This is a genomic window from Caballeronia calidae (assembly GCF_900044055.2).
GTDB lineage: Bacteria > Pseudomonadota > Gammaproteobacteria > Burkholderiales > Burkholderiaceae > Caballeronia > Caballeronia calidae.
The window spans coordinates 14,187-35,279 of the sequence record NZ_FCOX02000032.1; the positions used below are offsets into that span (position 1 = coordinate 14,187).

Annotated in this window: 33 protein-coding genes; all 33 read left to right on the forward strand. The window is 59.6% G+C overall.

What is annotated here, in order from left to right; translation table 11 throughout:
- The first annotated feature begins 138 nt into the window (after positions 1 to 138).
- The 33 genes from recQ (at position 139) to AWB78_RS25405 (ending at position 20,995) form a co-directional block, all read left to right on the forward strand.
- The gene (recQ, locus tag AWB78_RS25250) at positions 139 to 1,986 is read left to right on the forward strand and encodes a DNA helicase RecQ (RefSeq protein ID WP_062608722.1); all 1,848 of its coding nucleotides are present in this window, start codon (positions 139 to 141) and stop codon (positions 1,984 to 1,986) included.
- Positions 1,987 to 2,204: 218 nt separating this feature from the next.
- Positions 2,205 to 2,585, forward strand: coding sequence for a 30S ribosomal protein S12 (gene rpsL, locus AWB78_RS25255; RefSeq protein ID WP_006053290.1), 381 nt, complete (start codon positions 2,205 to 2,207; stop codon positions 2,583 to 2,585).
- A 183-nt stretch (positions 2,586 to 2,768) separates the two neighbouring features.
- Positions 2,769 to 3,239 (forward strand): 30S ribosomal protein S7, encoded by a 471-nt coding sequence (gene rpsG, locus AWB78_RS25260; protein WP_006053291.1) that lies wholly within the window; start codon positions 2,769 to 2,771, stop codon positions 3,237 to 3,239.
- A 122-nt stretch (positions 3,240 to 3,361) separates the two neighbouring features.
- On the forward strand, positions 3,362 to 5,464 hold the full coding sequence (gene fusA, locus AWB78_RS25265) for an elongation factor G (protein WP_045452234.1): 2,103 nt from the start codon (positions 3,362 to 3,364) through the stop codon (positions 5,462 to 5,464).
- Positions 5,465 to 5,531: 67 nt separating this feature from the next.
- A complete protein-coding gene (tuf, locus tag AWB78_RS25270) occupies positions 5,532 to 6,722 on the forward strand; it encodes an elongation factor Tu (protein WP_062608713.1) in 1,191 nt (396 codons plus the stop codon).
- A gap of 140 nt (positions 6,723 to 6,862) precedes the next feature.
- On the forward strand, positions 6,863 to 7,174 hold the full coding sequence (gene rpsJ / locus AWB78_RS25275) for a 30S ribosomal protein S10 (protein ID WP_006998489.1): 312 nt from the start codon (positions 6,863 to 6,865) through the stop codon (positions 7,172 to 7,174).
- Positions 7,175 to 7,382: 208 nt separating this feature from the next.
- On the forward strand, positions 7,383 to 8,042 hold the full coding sequence (gene rplC / locus AWB78_RS25280; protein ID WP_062608791.1) for a 50S ribosomal protein L3: 660 nt from the start codon (positions 7,383 to 7,385) through the stop codon (positions 8,040 to 8,042).
- Positions 8,042 to 8,662: a 50S ribosomal protein L4 gene (gene rplD, locus AWB78_RS25285; protein ID WP_062608723.1), complete on the forward strand. Its 621-nt coding sequence runs from the start codon at positions 8,042 to 8,044 to the stop codon at positions 8,660 to 8,662. Before rplC ends, rplD begins: the two co-directional genes overlap by 1 nt.
- The gene (rplW, locus tag AWB78_RS25290; RefSeq protein WP_035967599.1) at positions 8,659 to 8,973 is read left to right on the forward strand and encodes a 50S ribosomal protein L23; all 315 of its coding nucleotides are present in this window, start codon (positions 8,659 to 8,661) and stop codon (positions 8,971 to 8,973) included. Before rplD ends, rplW begins: the two co-directional genes overlap by 4 nt.
- A gap of 2 nt (positions 8,974 to 8,975) precedes the next feature.
- Positions 8,976 to 9,803, forward strand: a complete 828-nt coding sequence (gene rplB / locus AWB78_RS25295; protein WP_062608724.1) for a 50S ribosomal protein L2 — start codon at positions 8,976 to 8,978, stop codon at positions 9,801 to 9,803.
- A gap of 10 nt (positions 9,804 to 9,813) precedes the next feature.
- Positions 9,814 to 10,089 (forward strand): 30S ribosomal protein S19, encoded by a 276-nt coding sequence (rpsS, locus tag AWB78_RS25300; RefSeq protein ID WP_008343850.1) that lies wholly within the window; start codon positions 9,814 to 9,816, stop codon positions 10,087 to 10,089.
- A 12-nt stretch (positions 10,090 to 10,101) separates the two neighbouring features.
- On the forward strand, positions 10,102 to 10,431 hold the full coding sequence (gene rplV / locus AWB78_RS25305; RefSeq protein ID WP_018420150.1) for a 50S ribosomal protein L22: 330 nt from the start codon (positions 10,102 to 10,104) through the stop codon (positions 10,429 to 10,431).
- A gap of 11 nt (positions 10,432 to 10,442) precedes the next feature.
- On the forward strand, positions 10,443 to 11,237 hold the full coding sequence (rpsC, locus tag AWB78_RS25310; protein ID WP_062608725.1) for a 30S ribosomal protein S3: 795 nt from the start codon (positions 10,443 to 10,445) through the stop codon (positions 11,235 to 11,237).
- Positions 11,238 to 11,239: 2 nt separating this feature from the next.
- Complete coding sequence (gene rplP / locus AWB78_RS25315; protein ID WP_008343852.1) at positions 11,240 to 11,656, forward strand: 50S ribosomal protein L16; 417 nt, start codon at positions 11,240 to 11,242, stop codon at positions 11,654 to 11,656.
- 10 nt (positions 11,657 to 11,666) lie between these two features.
- Positions 11,667 to 11,861, forward strand: a complete 195-nt coding sequence (gene rpmC / locus AWB78_RS25320) for a 50S ribosomal protein L29 (protein WP_008343853.1) — start codon at positions 11,667 to 11,669, stop codon at positions 11,859 to 11,861.
- Complete coding sequence (gene rpsQ / locus AWB78_RS25325; protein ID WP_008343854.1) at positions 11,858 to 12,130, forward strand: 30S ribosomal protein S17; 273 nt, start codon at positions 11,858 to 11,860, stop codon at positions 12,128 to 12,130. The genes rpmC and rpsQ overlap by 4 nt, the downstream gene beginning before the upstream one ends.
- 302 nt (positions 12,131 to 12,432) lie before the next feature.
- Positions 12,433 to 12,801, forward strand: a complete 369-nt coding sequence (gene rplN / locus AWB78_RS25330; protein WP_006998478.1) for a 50S ribosomal protein L14 — start codon at positions 12,433 to 12,435, stop codon at positions 12,799 to 12,801.
- Between the two features lie 9 nt (positions 12,802 to 12,810).
- The gene (rplX, locus tag AWB78_RS25335) at positions 12,811 to 13,119 is read left to right on the forward strand and encodes a 50S ribosomal protein L24 (RefSeq protein WP_061120222.1); all 309 of its coding nucleotides are present in this window, start codon (positions 12,811 to 12,813) and stop codon (positions 13,117 to 13,119) included.
- Between the two features lie 14 nt (positions 13,120 to 13,133).
- Positions 13,134 to 13,673 carry a 50S ribosomal protein L5 gene (gene rplE, locus AWB78_RS25340; protein WP_014192474.1) on the forward strand — a complete coding sequence of 180 codons (540 nt, stop codon included), beginning with the start codon at positions 13,134 to 13,136 and terminating at the stop codon, positions 13,671 to 13,673.
- Between the two features lie 7 nt (positions 13,674 to 13,680).
- On the forward strand, positions 13,681 to 13,986 hold the full coding sequence (gene rpsN / locus AWB78_RS25345; protein ID WP_008343864.1) for a 30S ribosomal protein S14: 306 nt from the start codon (positions 13,681 to 13,683) through the stop codon (positions 13,984 to 13,986).
- 14 nt (positions 13,987 to 14,000) lie between these two features.
- Entirely contained in the window at positions 14,001 to 14,396 is a 396-nt protein-coding gene (rpsH, locus tag AWB78_RS25350) for a 30S ribosomal protein S8 (protein WP_035506756.1), read from the forward strand.
- An 18-nt stretch (positions 14,397 to 14,414) separates the two neighbouring features.
- The gene (rplF, locus tag AWB78_RS25355; RefSeq protein ID WP_062608726.1) at positions 14,415 to 14,948 is read left to right on the forward strand and encodes a 50S ribosomal protein L6; all 534 of its coding nucleotides are present in this window, start codon (positions 14,415 to 14,417) and stop codon (positions 14,946 to 14,948) included.
- 12 nt (positions 14,949 to 14,960) lie between these two features.
- Positions 14,961 to 15,326, forward strand: a complete 366-nt coding sequence (gene rplR, locus AWB78_RS25360; RefSeq protein WP_062608727.1) for a 50S ribosomal protein L18 — start codon at positions 14,961 to 14,963, stop codon at positions 15,324 to 15,326.
- A 14-nt stretch (positions 15,327 to 15,340) separates the two neighbouring features.
- The gene (rpsE, locus tag AWB78_RS25365; protein ID WP_062608728.1) at positions 15,341 to 15,859 is read left to right on the forward strand and encodes a 30S ribosomal protein S5; all 519 of its coding nucleotides are present in this window, start codon (positions 15,341 to 15,343) and stop codon (positions 15,857 to 15,859) included.
- Positions 15,860 to 15,869: 10 nt separating this feature from the next.
- Positions 15,870 to 16,052 carry a 50S ribosomal protein L30 gene (gene rpmD / locus AWB78_RS25370; RefSeq protein WP_010106952.1) on the forward strand — a complete coding sequence of 61 codons (183 nt, stop codon included), beginning with the start codon at positions 15,870 to 15,872 and terminating at the stop codon, positions 16,050 to 16,052.
- A 31-nt stretch (positions 16,053 to 16,083) separates the two neighbouring features.
- Positions 16,084 to 16,518: a 50S ribosomal protein L15 gene (rplO, locus tag AWB78_RS25375; RefSeq protein ID WP_062608729.1), complete on the forward strand. Its 435-nt coding sequence runs from the start codon at positions 16,084 to 16,086 to the stop codon at positions 16,516 to 16,518.
- Positions 16,519 to 16,559: 41 nt separating this feature from the next.
- Positions 16,560 to 17,906 (forward strand): preprotein translocase subunit SecY, encoded by a 1,347-nt coding sequence (gene secY, locus AWB78_RS25380; RefSeq protein WP_008343935.1) that lies wholly within the window; start codon positions 16,560 to 16,562, stop codon positions 17,904 to 17,906.
- An 8-nt stretch (positions 17,907 to 17,914) separates the two neighbouring features.
- Positions 17,915 to 18,133 (forward strand): translation initiation factor IF-1, encoded by a 219-nt coding sequence (infA, locus tag AWB78_RS25385; protein WP_004521905.1) that lies wholly within the window; start codon positions 17,915 to 17,917, stop codon positions 18,131 to 18,133.
- Between the two features lie 20 nt (positions 18,134 to 18,153).
- Positions 18,154 to 18,270, forward strand: a complete 117-nt coding sequence (gene rpmJ, locus AWB78_RS43835) for a 50S ribosomal protein L36 (protein ID WP_004199844.1) — start codon at positions 18,154 to 18,156, stop codon at positions 18,268 to 18,270.
- A gap of 41 nt (positions 18,271 to 18,311) precedes the next feature.
- A complete protein-coding gene (rpsM, locus tag AWB78_RS25390; protein WP_008344037.1) occupies positions 18,312 to 18,677 on the forward strand; it encodes a 30S ribosomal protein S13 in 366 nt (121 codons plus the stop codon).
- 28 nt (positions 18,678 to 18,705) lie between these two features.
- Positions 18,706 to 19,110, forward strand: a complete 405-nt coding sequence (gene rpsK / locus AWB78_RS25395; protein ID WP_035506748.1) for a 30S ribosomal protein S11 — start codon at positions 18,706 to 18,708, stop codon at positions 19,108 to 19,110.
- A gap of 149 nt (positions 19,111 to 19,259) precedes the next feature.
- Positions 19,260 to 19,883, forward strand: coding sequence for a 30S ribosomal protein S4 (rpsD, locus tag AWB78_RS25400; RefSeq protein WP_062608730.1), 624 nt, complete (start codon positions 19,260 to 19,262; stop codon positions 19,881 to 19,883).
- Between the two features lie 134 nt (positions 19,884 to 20,017).
- The gene (locus AWB78_RS25405) at positions 20,018 to 20,995 is read left to right on the forward strand and encodes a DNA-directed RNA polymerase subunit alpha (RefSeq protein ID WP_008344045.1); all 978 of its coding nucleotides are present in this window, start codon (positions 20,018 to 20,020) and stop codon (positions 20,993 to 20,995) included.
- Positions 20,996 to 21,093 lie beyond the last annotated feature (98 nt).

Sequence of the window (21,093 nt, forward strand, 5' to 3'; positions counted from 1 at the left end):
GGGCGGTTTTTTTTCATCTGCCGATTTTCACTTCCTCGCCTCTGCCGTTCGGCTAACGATGCGTTCCGCCGCGTCGGCGCGTGACCACGCGTTGGTAGAATTCGTTATCTCTCACGTCGCAGTGCGCGCTTCTCGTCCATGTCCCGTCCGCTCGAAATACTCAACGAAATCTTCGGCTATCCCGCATTTCGCGGACAACAGGCGGAAATCGTCGAGCATGTCGCGAACGGCGGCGATTCGCTCGTGCTCATGCCGACGGGCGGAGGGAAGTCGCTCTGCTACCAGATTCCGTCGCTCGTGCGCAGCGAGGCGGGGCTCGGCGCGGGCATCGTGGTCTCGCCGCTCATCGCGCTCATGCACGATCAGGTCGCCGCGCTGACAGAGGTCGGCGTACGCGCCGCTTACCTGAATTCGACGCTGTCGGGCGCCGAGGCCGCGGCCACCGAGCGCGCACTCCGCGAGGGCGACATCGACCTGCTCTATGTCGCGCCCGAACGTCTGATGACCCCGCGCTTTCTCGAATTGCTCGAACGCACGCGCGTCGGACTTTTCGCGATCGACGAAGCGCATTGCGTGTCGCAATGGGGCCACGATTTCCGCCCGGAGTACATTCAACTCTCCGTGCTGCACGAGCGGTTTCCGGATGTGCCGCGCATCGCGCTCACCGCAACCGCGGACGCCATCACCCGCGACGAAATCGTGCATCGTCTCGCGCTCGACGATGCGCGCATCTTCGTTTCCAGCTTCGATCGGCCGAACATTCGCTACCGGATCGTCGAAAAGGACAACGCGCGCTCGCAACTGCTCGACTTCATCCGCGCGGAGCACACGAACAAGGACGGCACAACGGACGCCGGCGTCGTCTATTGCCTGTCGCGACGCAAGGTCGAAGAAACCGCGGACTGGCTGAAAGGGCAGGGCATCCGCGCGTTGCCGTATCACGCGGGCATGGAGTTCGAGATACGCCAGCGGCATCAGGAGATGTTCCAGCGCGAAGAGGGCATCGTCATGTGCGCGACGATCGCGTTCGGCATGGGCATCGACAAGCCGGACGTGCGTTTCGTCGCGCATCTGGATCTGCCGAAGAGCGTCGAGGGCTACTATCAGGAGACCGGGCGCGCGGGCCGCGACGGGATGCCCGCGAACGCGTGGATGGCGTACGGCCTCGGCGACGTCGTGCAGCAACGCAAGATGATCGACGAATCAGAGGCCGACGACGCTCACAAACGGGTGCAGACCGGCAAGCTCGATGCGCTGCTCGGCCTGTGCGAAGTGGCGTCCTGCCGCCGCGTGCGTCTGCTCGCGTACTTCGGAGAAGCGAGCACGCCGTGCGGCAATTGCGATACGTGTCTAGAACCGCCAGCATCGTTCGATGCCACGCGCGAGGCGCAGATGGCGCTGTCGTGCGTGTATCGCGCGGAGAAGGCGAGTGGGTTCCGTTTCGGCGCCGGGCATCTGATCGATATCCTGCGCGGTACGCGCAGCGAGAAAGTGCTGCAGCGCGGACACGAGAAAATCTCGACCTTCGGCGTCGGCGCCGCGATGTCCGAACCCGAATGGCGCGCCGTATTCCGGCAACTCGTCGCGTTCGGTTATCTCGCGGTCGATCACGACGGCTTCGGTGCGCTGGTCCTGACCGACGCCAGCAAGCCCGTCCTGAGAGGCGAGGAGCGCGTCACTCTGCGCAAATATGTGAAGCCCGCGCGGGCCCGGCAGTCTTCCAGCCGCACGGGCGAGCGCGCGGATCCAACTGCCGGCATGTCGCCGCGGGAGAAGGCCCGTTGGGAGCGGCTGCGCGCCTGGCGCGCGGAAACCGCGAAGAGCGACGGCGTGCCGGCCTACGTCATCTTCCACGACGCCACGCTCGCCGAAATCGCCCGCAGCGATCCCGATACCGTCGACGATTTGCGACATATTCCGGGCATCGGCGTGCGAAAACTCGAGCGTTTCGGTGACGAATTGCTCGACGTCGTCGGCTCCGATTGACAAACGGGGCTCAAAACACCTCCAAAATGCTCGCAACCTATTGACCCAATTACGATTTTCGGAATATCATGCTTGGTTCTCGTTCTTGGTCCGCCTTCGGAGCCGGCTTAACGCTGGGCGCGGCGCGCGGAATTCATCATCGAGATCGCTAAACACGCAATTGTTTTCGCTTTGCCCGAGAAATTTGCGTGGATTTCGTTAATTTTTAGGATTAAACAATGCCAACCATCAATCAACTGGTTCGCAAAGGCCGCACGTCGGAAACGACGAAGAGCAAGTCGCCGGCCCTGCAGGACTGCCCGCAGCGTCGTGGCGTGTGCACCCGCGTGTACACCACGACGCCGAAGAAGCCGAACTCGGCACTCCGTAAGGTCGCCAAGGTTCGTCTGACGAACGGCTTCGAAGTCATTTCGTACATCGGCGGTGAAGGCCACAACCTGCAAGAGCACTCGGTCGTGCTGATCCGCGGCGGTCGTGTGAAGGACTTGCCGGGTGTGCGTTACCACATGGTTCGCGGCTCGCTGGATACCCAGGGCGTCAAGGACCGTAAGCAAGCTCGCTCGAAGTACGGTGCGAAGCGCGCGAAGGCTGGCAAGTAAGCTGCCCGTCTGCAGTAAACGAATCAGGTCGCCGCAAGGCGGTTAAGGCGGTGGTGCCGGAAGTGCCGGTGCTATCGAGTAAGTGGTCACCCGGCCAAGCTGGTTTAGTCGAAGAGATGGATCGGGTTTGTTGGTGGCCGCGGAGCTGAAAGTCGCTCCAACTGAAAAAGTAAAGGAAGAATCATGCCGCGTCGTCGCGAAGTCCCCAAGCGGGAAGTGTTGCCGGATCCGAAATTCGGCAACGTAGATGTAGCCAAGTTCATGAACGTGCTGATGCTCTCCGGCAAGAAGTCGGTTGCCGAGCGCATCGTGTACGGCGCTTTTGAGCAGATCCAGACCAAGGGTGGCAAGGACCCGCTGGAAGTGTTCACGGTTGCGCTCAACAACGTGAAGCCGGTGGTCGAAGTGAAGAGCCGTCGCGTTGGTGGTGCCAACTATCAGGTTCCGGTCGAAGTGCGTCCCTCGCGTCGTATGGCATTGGCGATGCGTTGGTTGCGTGAAGCCGCGAAGAAGCGCAGCGAAAAGTCGATGGCCCTGCGTCTCGCAGGTGAACTTTCCGAAGCGGCTGAAGGCCGCGGCGGCGCAATGAAGAAGCGCGACGAAGTTCACCGTATGGCAGAGGCCAACAAGGCATTCTCGCACTTCCGTTTCTAAGCTCCCGCTCAAAGGGCATAACGGAAAACTCAGGGCGGGTGCGCTACTCCAGGCGCCTCGCCCGTTTGTGTTAGGGCGCTGCCGGCAATCCGCTGGCGCGCCGACCCGAAAAAGGATCCAAAGTGGCTCGCAAGACACCTATCGAGCGCTACCGCAATATCGGTATCAGCGCTCACATCGACGCCGGCAAAACGACGACGACCGAGCGCATCCTGTTCTACACGGGCGTGAACCATAAAATTGGTGAAGTTCACGACGGCGCAGCAACGATGGACTGGATGGAGCAGGAGCAAGAGCGCGGCATCACCATCACGTCGGCTGCTACCACGGCCTTCTGGAAGGGCATGGGCGGCAACTATCCCGAGCACCGCATCAACATCATCGATACCCCGGGACACGTCGACTTCACGATCGAAGTGGAACGCTCGATGCGCGTTCTCGACGGCGCATGCATGGTTTATTGCGCAGTGGGCGGCGTGCAGCCGCAGTCGGAAACGGTGTGGCGTCAGGCGAACAAGTACAAGGTTCCCCGTCTCGCGTTCGTCAACAAGATGGACCGTACCGGCGCGAACTTCTTCAAGGTCTACGACCAGCTGAAGAACCGCCTGAAGGCGAACCCGGTTCCGGTCGTGGTGCCGATCGGCGCGGAAGAAAACTTCAAGGGCGTCGTCGATCTCCTGAAGATGAAGGCGATCATTTGGGACGAAGCGTCGCAAGGCACGAAGTTCGACTACGTCGACATCCCGGCTGAACTCGTCGATACGTGCAACGAGTGGCGCGAAAAGATGATCGAGTCGGCTGCCGAAGCCAGCGAAGAGCTGATGGAAAAGTATCTCGGCGGCGAAGAGCTGTCGGAAGCGGAAATCGTCAAGGCGATCCGCGACCGGACCATCGCGTGCGAAATCCAGCCGATGTTGTGCGGCACCGCGTTCAAGAACAAGGGCGTGCAGCGCATGCTCGACGCCGTGATCGACTTCCTGCCGTCGCCGGTCGACATTCCCCCGGTTACGGGTGAACTCGAAAGCGGCGAGAAGGGTGAGCGTCGTGCAGCCGACGACGAAAAGTTCGCGGCGCTCGCGTTCAAGATCATGACCGACCCATTCGTCGGCCAGCTGATCTTCTTCCGCGTGTACTCGGGCATCGTCAATTCGGGCGACACCATCCTGAATGCGACCAAGGACAAGAAGGAGCGTCTGGGCCGTATTCTGCAGATGCACGCGAACCAGCGCGAAGAAATCAAGGAAGTGCGTGCGGGTGACATCGCTGCAGCCGTTGGCCTGAAGGAAGCAACCACGGGCGACACGCTGTGCGATCCGCAAAGCCCGATCGTGCTCGAACGCATGATTTTTCCGGAGCCGGTTATTTCGCAGGCCGTTGAGCCGAAGACGAAGCCCGACCAGGAAAAGATGGGTCTGGCGCTGAACCGTCTGGCACAGGAAGATCCGTCGTTCCGCGTTCAAACCGACGAAGAATCGGGCCAGACCATTATTTCGGGCATGGGCGAGCTCCACTTGGAAATCTTGGTGGACCGTATGAAGCGCGAATTCGGCGTGGAAGCAACTGTCGGCAAGCCGCAGGTTGCTTACCGCGAAACGATCCGCGGTACGGCTGCGGACGTTGACGGCAAGTTCGTCAAGCAATCGGGTGGTCGCGGCCAGTACGGTCACGCGGTCATCACGCTCGAGCCGAACGAGCAGGGCAAGGGCTACGAGTTCCTGGACGAAATCAAGGGCGGCGTGATCCCGCGCGAGTACATCCCGGCAGTGGACAAGGGTATCCAGGAAACGCTGAAGTCGGGCGTGCTGGCTGGCTTTCCGGTGGTCGACGTGAAGGTTCACCTGACGTTCGGTTCGTACCACGACGTGGACTCGAACGAAAATGCGTTCCGTATGGCCGGCTCGATGGCCTTCAAGGAAGCAATGCGCAAGGCAAGCCCGGTCATCCTCGAACCGATGATGGCTGTGGAAGTCGAAACGCCTGAAGACTATATGGGCAACGTGATGGGCGATCTGTCCAGCCGTCGCGGTATCGTCCAGGGCATGGAAGACATGATCGGCGGTGGCAAGATCGTCCGTGCGGAAGTTCCGCTGTCGGAAATGTTCGGCTACTCGACGTCGCTGCGTTCGGCCACGCAAGGCCGTGCAACGTACACGATGGAGTTCAAGCACTACGCTGAAGCTCCGCGTAACGTCGCCGAGGCGATCATCAACGCCAAGGGTAAGTAATACCCGCAAGTCATTCGGCGCAAGCCACAAGCTTTAACCGATAACCAAACTTTGAAAGAAGGTAATCATGGCAAAAGGTAAATTCGAGCGGACCAAGCCGCACGTGAACGTGGGCACGATCGGTCACGTTGACCACGGCAAAACCACGCTGACGGCAGCAATCACGACGGTGCTGACCAAGAAGTTCGGCGGCGAAGCCAAGGCGTACGACCAGATCGACGCCGCGCCGGAAGAAAAGGCGCGTGGTATTACCATCAACACGGCGCACGTCGAGTACGAGACGGCTAACCGCCACTACGCACACGTCGACTGCCCGGGCCACGCTGACTATGTGAAGAACATGATCACGGGCGCCGCGCAGATGGACGGCGCAATCCTGGTGTGCTCGGCCGCTGACGGCCCGATGCCGCAAACGCGTGAGCACATCCTGCTGGCGCGTCAGGTTGGCGTGCCTTACATCATCGTGTTCCTGAACAAGTGCGACATGGTGGACGACGCCGAGCTGCTCGAACTGGTCGAAATGGAAGTGCGCGAGCTTCTTTCGAAGTACGACTTCCCGGGCGACGACACGCCGATCATCAAGGGCTCGGCCAAGCTGGCGCTCGAGGGCGACACAGGCGAGCTGGGCGAAGTGGCGATCATGAGCCTGGCCGACGCGCTGGACACGTACATCCCGACGCCGGAGCGCGCAGTGGATGGTTCGTTCCTGATGCCGGTGGAAGACGTGTTCTCGATCTCGGGTCGTGGCACGGTGGTGACCGGCCGTATCGAGCGTGGCGTTGTGAAGGTCGGCGAGGAAATCGAAATCATTGGCATCAAGCCGACGGTGAAGACGACCTGCACGGGCGTGGAAATGTTCCGCAAGCTGCTCGACCAGGGTCAAGCGGGCGACAACGTCGGTATCCTGCTGCGCGGCACGAAGCGAGAAGACGTGGAGCGCGGCCAGGTTCTGGCCAAGCCGGGTTCGATCACGCCGCACACGCACTTCACGGCTGAAGTGTACGTGCTGAGCAAGGACGAAGGCGGCCGTCACACGCCGTTCTTCAACAACTATCGTCCGCAGTTCTACTTCCGTACGACGGACGTGACGGGCTCGATCGAGCTGCCGAAGGACAAGGAAATGGTGATGCCGGGCGACAACGTGTCGATCACGGTCAAGCTGATCGCTCCGATCGCCATGGAAGAAGGCCTGCGCTTCGCAATCCGCGAAGGCGGCCGTACCGTCGGCGCCGGTGTCGTGGCGAAGATTATCGAGTAAGATATCAGGCTTGCTCGATTTGAAGTTGCAGTAGCGCAGTAAAAACCGGGACCGGATGCCTGTCCTCAACGGGTATCCGGTCCTACGCTCTTTTGCCTAGGTGCGGTGCAATACCGCCTCGCTCTTTTCAAGGAATCATCATGCAGAACCAGAAAATCCGCATTCGTCTGAAGGCCTTCGACTATCGCCTGATCGATCAATCGGCAGCCGAGATCGTCGACACGGCGAAGCGGACTGGCGCGATCGTTCGTGGCCCGGTGCCGCTCCCGACGCGTATTCAGCGTTTTGACATCCTGCGTTCGCCGCACGTCAACAAGACGTCGCGCGACCAACTCGAAATCCGTACCCACCAGCGCCTGATGGACATCGTCGACCCGACGGACAAGACCGTCGACGCGTTGATGAAGCTCGACCTGCCGGCAGGCGTCGACGTCGAAATCAAGCTGCAGTAAGTCCACAAAGCCCCGCTGGCCGGCCCTGAAAGGCCAGATGGAGCTAAGTCTTTGATTGCTTGCAGGATTCGAAAAGCCTTGTTATACTCCAAGGCTTTTCGCGCCTACGCGCACGAAAAAGACGCAAGTAAGCTGCTCCAGTCTTCCGTGACGAAAGCGGCATTTGTAAATCAGCCCCGACCAATCGCAGTTGGGAATGGAGAAAACGATGAGCCTTGGACTCGTAGGTCGCAAGGTTGGCATGACCCGTATCTTCACGCCTGAGGGGGATTCGATCCCCGTCACCGTGCTGGACGTGTCGGACAACCGCGTGACGCAGATCAAGACCGTTGAAACGGATGGTTATACCGCCGTTCAGGTTGCATTCGGTACTCGCCGCGCATCGCGCGTGACGAAGCCGTTGGCGGGCCACCTCGCCAAAGCCGGCGTTCAAGCCGGTGAAATCCTCAAGGAATTCCATATCGATGCAGCCAAGGCAGGCGAACTGTCGAACGGCGCTGTCATCGCTACGGACATTTTCGAAGTCGGCCAGAAAGTTGACGTGCAAGGCACGTCGATCGGTAAGGGCTACGCCGGTACGATCAAGCGCTACAACTTCGGTTCGGGCCGCGCATCGCACGGTAACTCGCGTTCGCACAACGTTCCGGGTTCGATCGGTATGGCGCAAGATCCGGGTCGTGTGTTCCCGGGTAAGCGCATGACGGGTCACCTCGGCGACGAAACCGTTACGGTTCAAAACCTCGAAATCGCCCGCATCGACGCAGAGCGCAATCTGCTGCTCGTGCGCGGTGCTGTTCCGGGTGCGAAGGGCGGCAAGGTCTTCGTGACCCCGGCCGTCAAGACGGGTGCTGTGAAAGGAGCGAAATAATGGAACTTAAGCTCCTGAATGCCAATGGTCAGGAAGGCGCTGGCGTGAACGCATCGGACGTCGTGTTCGGTCGCGATTACAACGAAGCCCTGATTCACCAGATCGTCGTCGCTTATCAGGCGAACGCACGTAGCGGCAACCGCGCGCAGAAAGACCGCGAGCAGGTCAAGCACACCACCAAGAAGCCGTGGCGTCAGAAGGGTACGGGCCGTGCTCGTGCCGGTATGTCGTCGAGCCCGTTGTGGCGTGGCGGTGGTCGCATCTTCCCGAACTCGCCGGAAGAAAACTTCTCGCACAAGGTCAACAAGAAGATGCATCGTGCAGGCCTCTGCTCGATCTTCTCGCAGCTGGCTCGCGAAGGCCGTATCGCCGTGGTCGAAGACCTGGCGCTCGAAGCCCCGAAGACCAAGCTGCTGGCCGATAAATTCAAGGCGATGGGTCTCGAGTCCGTGCTGGTCATCACCGATACGGTCGACGAAAACCTGTACCTCGCGTCGCGCAACCTGGCCCATGTGGCAGTTGTCGAGCCGCGTTACGCCGACCCGCTCTCGCTGATCTACTTCAAGAAAGTGCTGATCACGAAGGCTGCGGTCGCTCAGATCGAGGAGTTGCTGTCATGAGCGAAGTTCGCAAAAACGATCATCGTTTGATGCAAGTTCTGCTCGCGCCGGTGATCTCCGAAAAGGCGACGCTGGTTGCCGACAAGAACGAACAAGTCGTGTTCGAAGTCGCGCCGGACGCCACGAAGCAGGAAGTGAAGGCTGCTGTCGAGCTGCTGTTCAAGGTCGAAGTCAATTCCGTCAACGTGCTCGTCACGAAGGGCAAGGCAAAGCGCTTTGGCCGCTTCAACGGCAAGCGCAAGGACGTGAAGAAGGCGTACGTCTGCCTGAAGCCCGGCCAGGAAATCAACTTTGAAGCGGAGGCCAAGTAATCATGGCAATCGTGAAAGTTAAGCCGACCTCGCCGGGTCGCCGCGCGATGGTCAAGATCGTCAACAAGGATCTGCACAAGGGCAAGCCGCACGCAGCGCTGCTCGACACGCAATCCAAGTCGGCGGGCCGTAACAACAACGGCCGTATCACCACGCGTCACCAGGGTGGTGGTCACAAGCAACACTATCGTATCGTCGATTTCCGTCGTAACAAGGACGGCATTCCGGCAAAGGTCGAGCGTCTCGAGTACGACCCGAACCGTAGCGCGAACATCGCGCTGGTTCTGTACGCAGACGGCGAGCGTCGCTACATTATCGCGCCGAAGGGCCTGACGGTCGGCACGCAGCTGATGTCCGGTTCGGAAGCGCCGATCCGCGCAGGTAACGCCCTGCCGATCCGCAATATTCCGGTCGGTACGACGATCCACTGCATCGAGATGCTGCCGGGCAAGGGCGCGCAAATGGCGCGTTCGGCTGGCACGTCCGCCATGCTGCTGGCGCGCGAAGGCGTCTACGCTCAGGTGCGTCTGCGTTCGGGCGAAATCCGCCGCGTGCACGTCGAATGCCGTGCGACGATCGGCGAAGTAGGCAACGAAGAGCATAGCCTCCGTCAAATCGGTAAGGCTGGCGCGAACCGCTGGCGCGGTATCCGCCCGACGGTGCGTGGCGTTGCAATGAACCCGGTCGATCACCCGCACGGTGGTGGTGAAGGTAAGACGGCTGCAGGTCGCGATCCGGTGAGCCCGTGGGGCACGCCGACGAAGGGTTATCGCACCCGTAGCAACAAGCGCACGACGACGATGATCGTCCAGCGCCGTCACAAGCGTTAAGGAGTAGGCAATGACACGTTCTGCTAAAAAAGGTCCGTTCTGCGACGCTCATTTGCTGAAGAAGGTTGAGGCGGCTGCATCGACGCGTGACAAGAAGCCGATCAAAACCTGGTCGCGTCGTTCGACGATTCTGCCGGACTTCATCGGTCTGACGATCGCTGTTCACAACGGCCGTCAACACGTTCCGGTGTACGTAACGGAAAACATGGTCGGCCACAAGCTTGGCGAGTTCGCACTGACCCGTACGTTCAAGGGTCACGCGGCCGACAAGAAGGCCAAGAAATAAGGGGCTATCAAGATGGAAGTGAAAGCAATTCATCGCGGTGCCCGCATCTCGGCGCAGAAGACGCGCCTTGTGGCTGACCAGATTCGTGGTTTGCCGGTCGACAAGGCGCTGAACGTTCTGACGTTCTCGCCGAAGAAGGCGGCGGGTATCGTCAAGAAGGTCGTGCTGTCTGCGATCGCGAATGCGGAGCACAACGAAGGCGCCGATATCGACGAGCTCAAGATCAAGAGCATCTACATCGATAAGGCTGCTTCGCTGAAGCGTTTCACCGCGCGCGCTAAAGGCCGCGGTAATCGCATCGAGAAGCAATCCTGTCACATCACTGTGACGGTCGGGAATTAAGGAGCCATACGATGGGACAGAAAATTCATCCGACTGGCTTCCGTTTGGCCGTCAGCCGCAATTGGGCTTCGCGCTGGTACGCGAACAACAACAATTTCGCGGCGATGTTGCAGGAAGACATCGGTGTTCGTGAATATCTGAAGAAAAAGCTGAAGAACGCTTCGGTTGGTCGTGTCGTCATCGAGCGTCCGGCCAAGAACGCGCGCATCACGATTTACAGCTCGCGTCCGGGCGTTGTCATCGGCAAGAAGGGCGAGGACATCGAATCGCTGAAGGCTGAACTGCAGAAGCGCATGGGCGTTCCGGTTCACGTCAACATCGAAGAGATTCGCAAGCCGGAAACGGATGCTCAGCTCATCGCTGACTCGATCACGCAGCAGCTCGAGCGCCGGATCATGTTCCGCCGCGCGATGAAGCGTGCGATGCAGAACGCGATGCGTCTTGGTGCCCAGGGCATCAAGATCATGAGCGCGGGCCGTCTGAACGGTATCGAAATCGCTCGTACCGAGTGGTATCGCGAAGGTCGCGTGCCCCTCCATACGCTGCGTGCGGATATCGACTACGCGACGTCGGAAGCGAAGACCACGTACGGCATCATCGGCGTGAAGGTGTGGGTCTACAAGGGCGACACCCTCGGCCGCAACGAAGCGCCGGTCGTGGAAGAAGTGGCGGAAGAAAAGCGTCCGCGCCGCAACGCACGTCCGGGTGGCGATCGCCGTCCGCGCCGTGACGGTGAAGGTGCTCCGGCTGGCGCACGTCGTGGCGGTCCCCGTCGCGCTGGCGGTGACGCGAAGACTGGAGAATAACGATGCTGCAACCGAAACGCAGAAAGTATCGCAAAGAGCAGAAGGGTCGTAACACCGGCAAGGCGACGCGCGGCAACGCGGTGTCGTTCGGTGAATACGGTCTGAAGGCTATCGGTCGCGGCCGTTTGACCGCGCGTCAAATCGAAGCGGCGCGTCGTGCAATGACGCGTCACATCAAGCGTGGCGGCCGGATCTGGATCCGTATCTTCCCGGACAAGCCGATTTCGCAAAAGCCGGCCGAAGTGCGTATGGGTAACGGTAAGGGTAACCCGGAGTACTACGTCGCTGAAATTCAACCGGGCAAGATGCTGTACGAAATGGACGGTGTCTCCGAAGAACTGGCGCGCGAAGCGTTCCGTCTGGCCGCAGCCAAGCTGCCGCTCAAGACGAACTTCGTGGTCCGTCAGCTCGGCGCCTAAGGAGTAAATGATGAAGGCAACTGAACTTCGCCAGAAAGACCAGGCCGCGCTCAACAAGGAGCTGTCGGATCTGCTCAAGGCGCAATTTGGCTTGCGTATGCAACTCGCGACCCAGCAGCTCACGAACACGAGCCAGCTGAAGAAGGTCCGTCGCGACATCGCACGCGTGCGCACCGTCATGACCGAGAAGGCGAACCAGAAATGAACGATAGCGTAAAAACCTCGCTCAAGCGGACGCTGGTCGGCAAGGTCGTCAGCAACAAGATGGACAAGACGGTCACCGTTCTGGTCGAGCACCGCGTGAAGCATCCGATCTACGGCAAGTATGTCGTGCGCTCGAAGAAGTACCATGCGCATGATGACGCGAACACGTACAACGAAGGCGATCTCGTCGAAATCCAGGAAACCCGTCCGATTTCGAAGACGAAGGCTTGGGTTGTGTCGAAGCTGGTTGAAGCGGCTCGCGTGATCTAAAGCTGAAGCAGTAGTACAGCGATGCAGTAGTAAGTAGTGTCGCAGTAAGTTTCGCTTGCAAGACCGAGATTATTTGTTATAATCTCGGTCTTCCCTCTTTGTGGGAGCCCCGTCGCGGGCGAAATTGGTGGGGGAAGCCGGCTTGGGCGCCAGCCTGAGTCGACAGATTCACCGGATTGCGATGGCGGGTTTCGTCTGCCCTCGCTGCCTGTTCTAACCCAAGCAGCCGAATGGCTGACGGGACCAAGACTGACCGGCTGTGCCATGGTGGTGCAATCGGATTAAGTTGGGAAAGATAAACCATGATCCAGACCGAAACTCGGCTTGAAGTGGCCGACAACACGGGTGCACGTGAAGTCATGTGCATCAAGGTGCTCGGCGGCTCGAAGCGTCGTTACGCAAGCATTGGCGACATCATCAAGGTGACCGTCAAAGAAGCGACGCCGCGCGGACGCGTGAAAAAGGGCGAAATCTACAACGCCGTGGTCGTTCGTACGGCCAAGGGCGTGCGTCGCCAGGATGGCTCGCTCATCAAGTTCGACGGCAATGCCGCCGTTCTTCTGAATACGAAGCTCGAGCCGATCGGCACGCGTATTTTCGGGCCGGTCACACGTGAGCTGCGTAGCGAACGATTCATGAAGATCGTTTCGCTCGCGCCGGAAGTGCTGTAAGGAGTCGCGATGAATAAGATTCGCAAGGGTGACGAAGTCATCGTCATCACCGGCAAGGACAAGGGCAAGCGCGGCACCGTGCTGGCCGTTGCGGAAGACCGTGTCACGGTCGAGGGCATCAACCTCGTCAAGAAGCACGTGAAGCCGAACCCGATGAAGGGTACGACGGGCGGTGTGGAAGCCAAAACGATGCCGCTGCATATTTCGAACGTCGCATTGGTCGACGCGAACGGCAAGGCATCGCGCGTTGGCATCAAGGTCGAAGACGGCAAGAAGGTTCGCTTCTTGAAGTCGACCGGCGCCACGTTGAACGCCTGACGCGGAGTTAAAAAATGGCTCGTCTGCAAGAGATTTACAAAGAAAAGGTTGTGCCGCAACTGGTTGAAAAGTTCGGCTACAAGTCGGTTATGGAAGTGCCGCGCCTCACCAAGATCACCCTGAACATGGGCCTTGGCGAAGCCGTCGCTGACAAGAAGGTCCTCGAGCACGCCGTTGGCGACCTCACGAAGATCGCCGGCCAGAAGCCCGTCATCACCAAGTCGCGTAAAGCAATCGCTGGGTTCAAGATCCGCGAAGGCTACCCGATTGGCACGATGGTTACCCTGCGTGGCAATGCCATGTACGAATTCCTGGACCGTTTCGTGACGGTTGCGCTGCCTCGCGTGCGCGACTTCCGTGGCGTGTCGGGCAAGGCGTTCGACGGCCGTGGTAACTACAACATCGGTGTGAAAGAGCAGATCATTTTCCCCGAAATCGACTACGACAAGATCGACGCGCTGCGTGGGCTGAACATCAGCATCACGACGACTGCGAAGACCGACGAAGAAGCAAAGGCACTGCTCGCCGGCTTCAAGTTCCCGTTCAGAAACTGAGGTTACCGTGGCTAAACTGGCACTGATCGAACGTGAAAAGAAGCGTGCGCGCCTGGCTGCTAAGTACGCTCCGAAGCGTGCTGAACTGAAGGCTGTGATCGACGACGCAAGCAAGTCGGACGAAGAGCGTTACCTCGCTCGTCTGGCCCTGCAACAACTGCCGCGTAACTCGAACCCGACTCGCAAGCGTAACCGCTGCGCGATCACGGGTCGTCCGCGTGGCACGTTCCGCAAGTTCGGACTCGCACGCGGCAAGATTCGTGAAATCGCTTTCCGCGGCGAAATCCCTGGCCTGACCAAGGCGAGCTGGTAATAGGAGAAACATAAATGAGCATGAGTGATCCTATCGCCGATATGCTGACTCGCATCCGCAACGCGCAGATGGTCGAGAAAGTTTCGGTGACTATGCCCTCGTCGAAAGTCAAGGTTGCGATTGCGCAGGTTTTGAAAGACGAAGGTTACATCGACGACTTCGCAGTGAAGGCTGAAGGCGCGAAGATCGAACTGAACATCGCGTTGAAGTACTACGCTGGCCGTCCGGTTATTGAGCGCCTCGAGCGCGTCTCGAAGCCTGGTCTGCGCGTGTACCGCGGTCGCAACGACATCCCGCAGGTCATGAATGGGTTGGGCGTTGCAATCGTGTCGACGCCGAAGGGTGTGATGACCGACCGCAAGGCGCGCCAGAATGGCGTCGGCGGCGAAGTCATCTGCTACGTCGCTTAACGCCTAAGGAGAAGAAACATGTCTCGAGTAGGTAAGAGCCCGATTACGTTGCCGCAAGGCGCGGAAGTGGCCATCCAGGGCGACGTCATCACCGTCAAGGGTCCGCTCGGCGCGATCTCGCAACCGGCTAACAAGCTGGTGAGCGTGACGAACGAGAATGGCACGCTGAAGCTCGCTCCGACGGACCAGAGCCGTGAAGCAAACGCGATGTCCGGCACGATGCGCGCCTTGGTGGCGAACATGGTGCAAGGCGTTACCAAGGGTTTCGAGCGCAAGCTGACGCTGGTTGGCGTTGGTTATCGTGCGCAAGCGCAAGGCGACAAGCTGAACCTGTCGCTGGGTTTCTCGCACCCCGTGGTGCACCAGATGCCGGAAGGCGTCAAGGCTGAAACCCCGTCGCAGACCGAAATCGTGATCAAGGGGATCGACAAGCAGAAAGTCGGACAGACCGCAGCAGAAGTGCGCGGCTATCGCCCGCCTGAGCCGTACAAGGGCAAGGGCGTGCGTTATTCCGACGAGGTCGTGATCCTCAAAGAAACGAAGAAGAAGTAAGGGTGCGCAATCATGGATAAGACTCAATCTCGCCTGCGCCGCGCTCGTCAGACGCGTATCAAGATCGCTGAGCTGCAGGTTCCGCGTCTGGCCGTGCATCGCACGAATACGCATATCTACGCGCAAGTGTTCTCGGCATGCGGCACGAAGGTCGTGGCAAGCGCCTCGACGCTGGAAGCTGAAGTGCGCGCTCAACTTGCCGACAAATCGGGCAAGGGCGGCAACGTCAACGCTGCGACCTTGATCGGCAAGCGTATCGCCGAAAAGGCCAAGGCTGCCGGCATCGAATCCGTCGCCTTTGACCGCTCGGGTTTCCGCTACCACGGCCGCGTGAAGGCGCTGGCTGATGCGGCGCGTGAAGCCGGGCTCAAGTTCTAAGGGAAGAATTCGTCATGGCAAAGATGCAAGCGAAAGTTCAGGCTGACGAGCGCGACGACGGCCTGCGCGAAAAGATGATCGCAGTCAACCGCGTGACCAAGGTCGTGAAGGGTGGCCGAATTCTCGGCTTCGCCGCACTGACCGTGGTTGGCGACGGTGATGGCCGCGTGGGCATGGGCAAGGGCAAGGCGAAGGAAGTTCCGGTCGCCGTTCAAAAGGCAATGGAACAAGCCCGCCGCAACATGTTCAAGGTGCCCCTGAAGAACGGTACGCTGCAACACGAAGTGCATGGCAAGCATGGCGCCTCGGCGGTCCTCCTCGCTCCGGCGAAGGACGGTACCGGCGTGATCGCTGGCGGTCCGATGCGTGCAGTGTTCGACGTGATGGGCGTGCAAAACGTTGTGGCCAAGAGCCACGGTTCGACGAACCCGTACAACCTCGTTCGTGCGACGCTGGACGGTCTGCGCAAGCAGTCGACCCCGGCCGACATCGCGGCGAAGCGTGGTAAGTCCGTCGAAGACATTCTGGGCTAAGGTGGTCACCATGTCTGAAAAAACTGTCAAGGTTCAGCTCGTCAAGAGCCTGATCGGGACCCGCGAAACGCACCGTGCGACGGTGCGTGGCCTCGGCCTGCGTCGCCTCAACTCGGTTTCCGAGTTGCAGGACACGCCGGCAGTGCGCGGGATGATCAACAAGGTCTCGTACCTCGTTAAGGTCATCGGCTGAGCGGCTGACCCTAGGATCCAAGGAGTTGAACATGGAATTGAATAACCTGAAGCCGGCAGAAGGCTCGAAGCACGCAAAGCGTCGCGTCGGTCGCGGTATCGGTTCGGGCCTCGGCAAGACCGCTGGCCGCGGCCACAAGGGTCAGAAATCGCGTTCGGGCGGCTTTCACAAGGTCGGCTTCGAAGGCGGTCAGATGCCTCTGCAGCGTCGTCTGCCGAAGCGTGGCTTCACGTCGCTGACGAAGGAATTCGTCGGTGAAGTGCGCCTGGCCGATCTCGAGAAGCTGCCGGTCGACGAAATCGATCTTCTGGCGTTGAAGCAAGCAGGTCTGGTCGGCGAGCTCATCAAGAGCGCAAAGATCATCAAGACCGGTGAGATCACGCGCAAGGTGACGGTGAAGGGCCTGACGGCAACGAAGGGCGCCCGCGAGGCAATCGAAGCCGCTGGCGGCTCGTTCGCCGAGTAACGCGCTTTCGCCGTTACTAGCACTAGCATCGGAGAAGGTACTTGGCTAACAGCCCGAGTCTCGCAAAAACCGGTCGGAGCGCGGCGAAATTCGGCGATCTGCGTCGGCGTGCAGTATTCCTGCTGCTGGCGTTGATCGTCTACCGCATTGGTGCGCACATTCCGGTACCCGGCATCGATCCGGATCAGCTGGCGAAGCTGTTCCAAAGCCAGTCTGGCGGCATCCTGGGCATGTTCAACATGTTCTCGGGCGGCGCGCTGTCGCGATTCACGATCTTTGCGCTGGGCATCATGCCCTACATTTCGGCCTCGATCATCATGCAGTTGCTGTCGATCGTGTCGCCGCAAATGGAGGCGTTGAAGAAGGAAGGGCAGGCGGGACAACGGAAGATCACGCAGTACACGCGTATCTTTACCGTGGTCCTGGCGACCTTCCAGGCGTTCGGTATTGCGGTCGCGCTGGAAAACCAGCCGGCTCTGGTGCTGGACCCCGGCATGGTGTTCCGGCTGACGACGGTCGTCACGCTGGTGACGGGCACGATGTTCCTGATGTGGCTGGGTGAGCAGATCACGGAGCGCGGTCTCGGCAACGGCATCTCGATCATCATCTTCGGTGGTATCGCGGCGGGTTTCCCGAATGCGATCGGTGGTCTGTTCGAGCTGGTTCGCACCGGATCGATGAGCATCATCTCGGCGATTATCATCGTCGTGCTGATCGCGGCGGTCACGTATCTGGTCGTGTTCATCGAACGCGGTCAGCGCAAGATCCTCGTGAACTACGCGAAGCGGCAGGTCGGTAACAAGATTTACGGCGGACAGTCGTCTCATCTGCCGCTGAAGCTGAACATGTCGGGTGTGATTCCGCCGATCTTCGCGTCGTCGATCATCCTCTTCCCGGCAACCATCCTGAACTGGTTCAGTTCGGGTACGCGCACCAACTGGTTCGCGAACACGCTGCACAACGTGGCCGAGGCGCTGAAGCCTGGCCAACCCGTGTACGTGCTGCTGTATGCGTTGGCGATCGTTTTCTTCTGCTTCTTTTACACCGCACTGGTGTTCAACAGCCGGGAAACCGCCGACAACTTGAAGAAGAGCGGTGCTTTCGTTCCGGGTATCCGTCCGGGCGATCAGACTGCACGATATATCGACCGCATCCTCACGCGTCTTACGCTGGCTGGTGCGATCTACATCGTATTCGTGTGCCTGCTGCCTGAGTTTCTGGTGTTGCGCTGGAACGTGCCGTTTTATTTTGGTGGAACGTCGCTGCTGATCATTGTCGTCGTCACGATGGACTTCATGGCTCAGGTGCAGTCGTACGTTATGTCGCAACAGTATGAGTCGCTGCTCAAGAAGGCAAACTTCAAGGGCGGCAACGTCCCGATGCGTTAATTAGGACCATGGCCAAAGACGATGTAATCCAGATGCAGGGCGAGGTCATCGAAAACCTGCCCAACGCTACTTTCCGGGTGAAATTGGAAAATGGCCATGTCGTCCTGGGACATATTTCCGGGAAGATGCGGATGCACTACATCCGTATTCTGCCGGGCGACAAGGTTACGGTTGAATTGACGCCTTACGATCTGTCTCGTGCACGGATCGTGTTCCGGGCGAAGTGATTTGAAAAAAGGGTAATATCATGAAAGTGATGGCATCGGTTAAGCGCATTTGCCGCAATTGCAAGATCATCAAGCGCAAGGGCGTTGTGCGCGTGATTTGCAGCTCTGATCCGCGCCACAAACAGCGTCAAGGCTGAACGCCGCGCTTTTGCTTGCGCTTTTTGTTTGAGGAAAAACAATGGCTCGTATCGCAGGGGTTAACATCCCGAATCACCAGCATACCGAGATCGGCCTGACGGCAATCTTCGGCATCGGCCGCACGCGCTCGCGTGGCATTTGCACCGCTGCTGGTGTGGAATTTTCGAAGAAGGTCAAGGACCTTACCGACGCAGACCTCGAAAAGCTGCGTGACGAAGTGGGCAAGTTCATCGTCGAAGGCGACCTGCGCCGTGAAGTGACGATGAACATCAAGCGCCTGATGGACTTGGGTTGCTACCGCGGCATGCGCCATCGCAAGGGCCTGCCCCTGCGTGGCCAGCGTACGCGCACGAACGCCCGTACGCGCAAGGGTCCGCGTCGTGCAGCGCAATCGCTGAAGAAGTAAGCGGAACTGACAGTTACAGGAAAACGTAATGGCTAAGGCTTCGAACAACTCCGCGGCGCAACGCGTTCGCAAGAAGGTCAAGAAGAACGTCGCCGAGGGCGTGGTTCACGTTCACGCGTCGTTCAACAACACCATTATCACGATCACCGACCGTCAAGGTAACGCGCTCGCATGGGCGACCTCGGGTGGTCAGGGCTTCAAGGGCTCGCGTAAGTCGACCCCCTTTGCAGCTCAGGTCGCAGCCGAGTCGGCTGGCCGCGTGGCACTGGAATACGGCGTGAAGAACCTCGAAGTACGGATCAAGGGCCCCGGTCCTGGCCGCGAATCGGCGGTGCGCGCGCTGCATGGTCTTGGCATCAAGATCACCGCGATCTCCGACGTGACGCCGGTCCCGCACAACGGCTGCCGTCCGCCGAAGCGCCGTCGTATCTAATACGACGACGCGACCGCATGTTTCCTGTCGATGCGCAAGTATCGACGGGTTTCGTGCGTTAGTAAGCTTTAACTAAGCCCACCGTTCGGCCCAAAGGGTCCGGACTAGCGCGGAGGAAACTTCGCGTAATCAATATTTAAGGATGCAAAGTGGCACGCTATACCGGTCCCAAAGCCAAGCTGTCCCGCCGTGAAGGCACCGATCTGTTCCTGAAGAGCGCACGCCGTTCGCTCGCCGACAAGTGCAAGCTCGACAGCAAGCCCGGCCAACATGGCCGTACCTCGGGCGCGCGTACGTCCGACTATGGCACCCAGTTGCGCGAGAAGCAGAAAGTGAAGCGTATCTACGGCGTGCTGGAGCGTCAGTTCCGCCGCTACTTCGCTGAAGCCGACCGCCGCAAGGGCCCGACGGGCGAAAACCTGCTGCAGTTGCTCGAGTCGCGTCTCGACAACGTCGTCTATCGCATGGGCTTCGGCTCGACGCGCGCCGAAGCGCGTCAGCTCGTGAGCCACAAGTCGATCATGGTGAACGGCCAAGTCGCGAACATCCCGTCGCTGCAAGTGAAGTCGGGCGACGTCGTGTCCGTGCGCGAACAGTCGCGCAAGCAGGCTCGTATCGTCGAAGCGCTGTCGCTGGCCGAGCAAGGCGGTATGCCGAGCTGGGTGTCGGTCGATGCGAAGAAGTTCGAAGGCACGTTCAAGTCGATGCCCGAGCGTAGCGACATCGCCGGAGACATCAACGAAAGCCTGATCGTCGAATTGTATTCGCGTTAATCGCGGCGGTAATGGATTGACAGCCGGGGAGCCTGATTGCTCGTGGCAAGGGGTGGCCTCGGCTGTTTATTTTCAGGTTGTTACCGGTCAGCCTTATCGGTGTAACGAGCCGAGGGTATTGAAAAGGAAAACCTATGCAAACCAGTTTGTTGAAGCCCAAGATCATTGCAGTTGAATCGCTTGGTGAAAACCATGCGAAGGTGGTTATGGAGCCGTTCGAACGCGGCTATGGCCACACCTTGGGTAACGCGCTCCGGCGCGTGCTGCTGTCGTCGATGATCGGCTACGCGCCGACCGAAGTGACGATCGCAGGCGTCGTGCACGAATACTCGACGCTCGATGGTGTGCAAGAGGATGTGGTCAACCTGCTGTTGAACCTGAAGGGCGTCGTCTTCAAGCTGCACAACCGCGACGAAGTCACGGTGACGCTGCGCAAGGAAGGCGAAGGCGTTGTCACGGCCGGCGATATCGAACTCGCGCACGACTGCGAAGTCATCAACCCGGAACACGTGATCGCGCATCTGTCGAAGGGCGGCAAGCTCGACGTTCAGATCAAGATCGAAAAGGGCCGCGGCTATGTGCCGGGCAACGTGCGCCGTTACGGCGAAGAGTCGGCGAAGATCATCGGTCGCATCGTGTTGGACGCTTCGTTCTCGCCGGTTCGCCGTGTGAGCTACGCCGTCGAAAGCGCGCGTGTCGAACAGCGTACCGACCTCGACAAGCTCGTGATGAATATCGAGACCAACGGCGTGATTTCGCCGGAAGAAGCGATCCGCCAGTCGGCTCGCATTCTGGTCGATCAGTTGTCGGTGTTCGCAGCGCTGGAAGGCACCGAAGCGGCAGCGGAAGCGCCGTCGCGTGCGCCGCAGATCGATCCGATCCTGCTGCGTCCGGTGGACGATCTCGAACTCACGGTTCGTTCCGCGAACTGCCTGAAGGCCGAGAACATCTACTACATCGGCGATCTGATCCAGCGCACGGAAAACGAACTGCTGAAGACGCCGAACCTCGGTCGCAAGTCGCTGAACGAAATCAAGGAAGTGCTGGCTTCGCGCGGTCTGACGCTCGGTATGAAGCTCGAAAACTGGCCGCCGGCTGGTCTCGACAAGTAACTCCGAAGGTCGAAAGCGTTACTGGCAAAGACGCGGATTCTGCTTTAAAATCCGCGTCTTTGCTTTTCTCTGACCGGCCCGTGCACCCGAAATAGGGC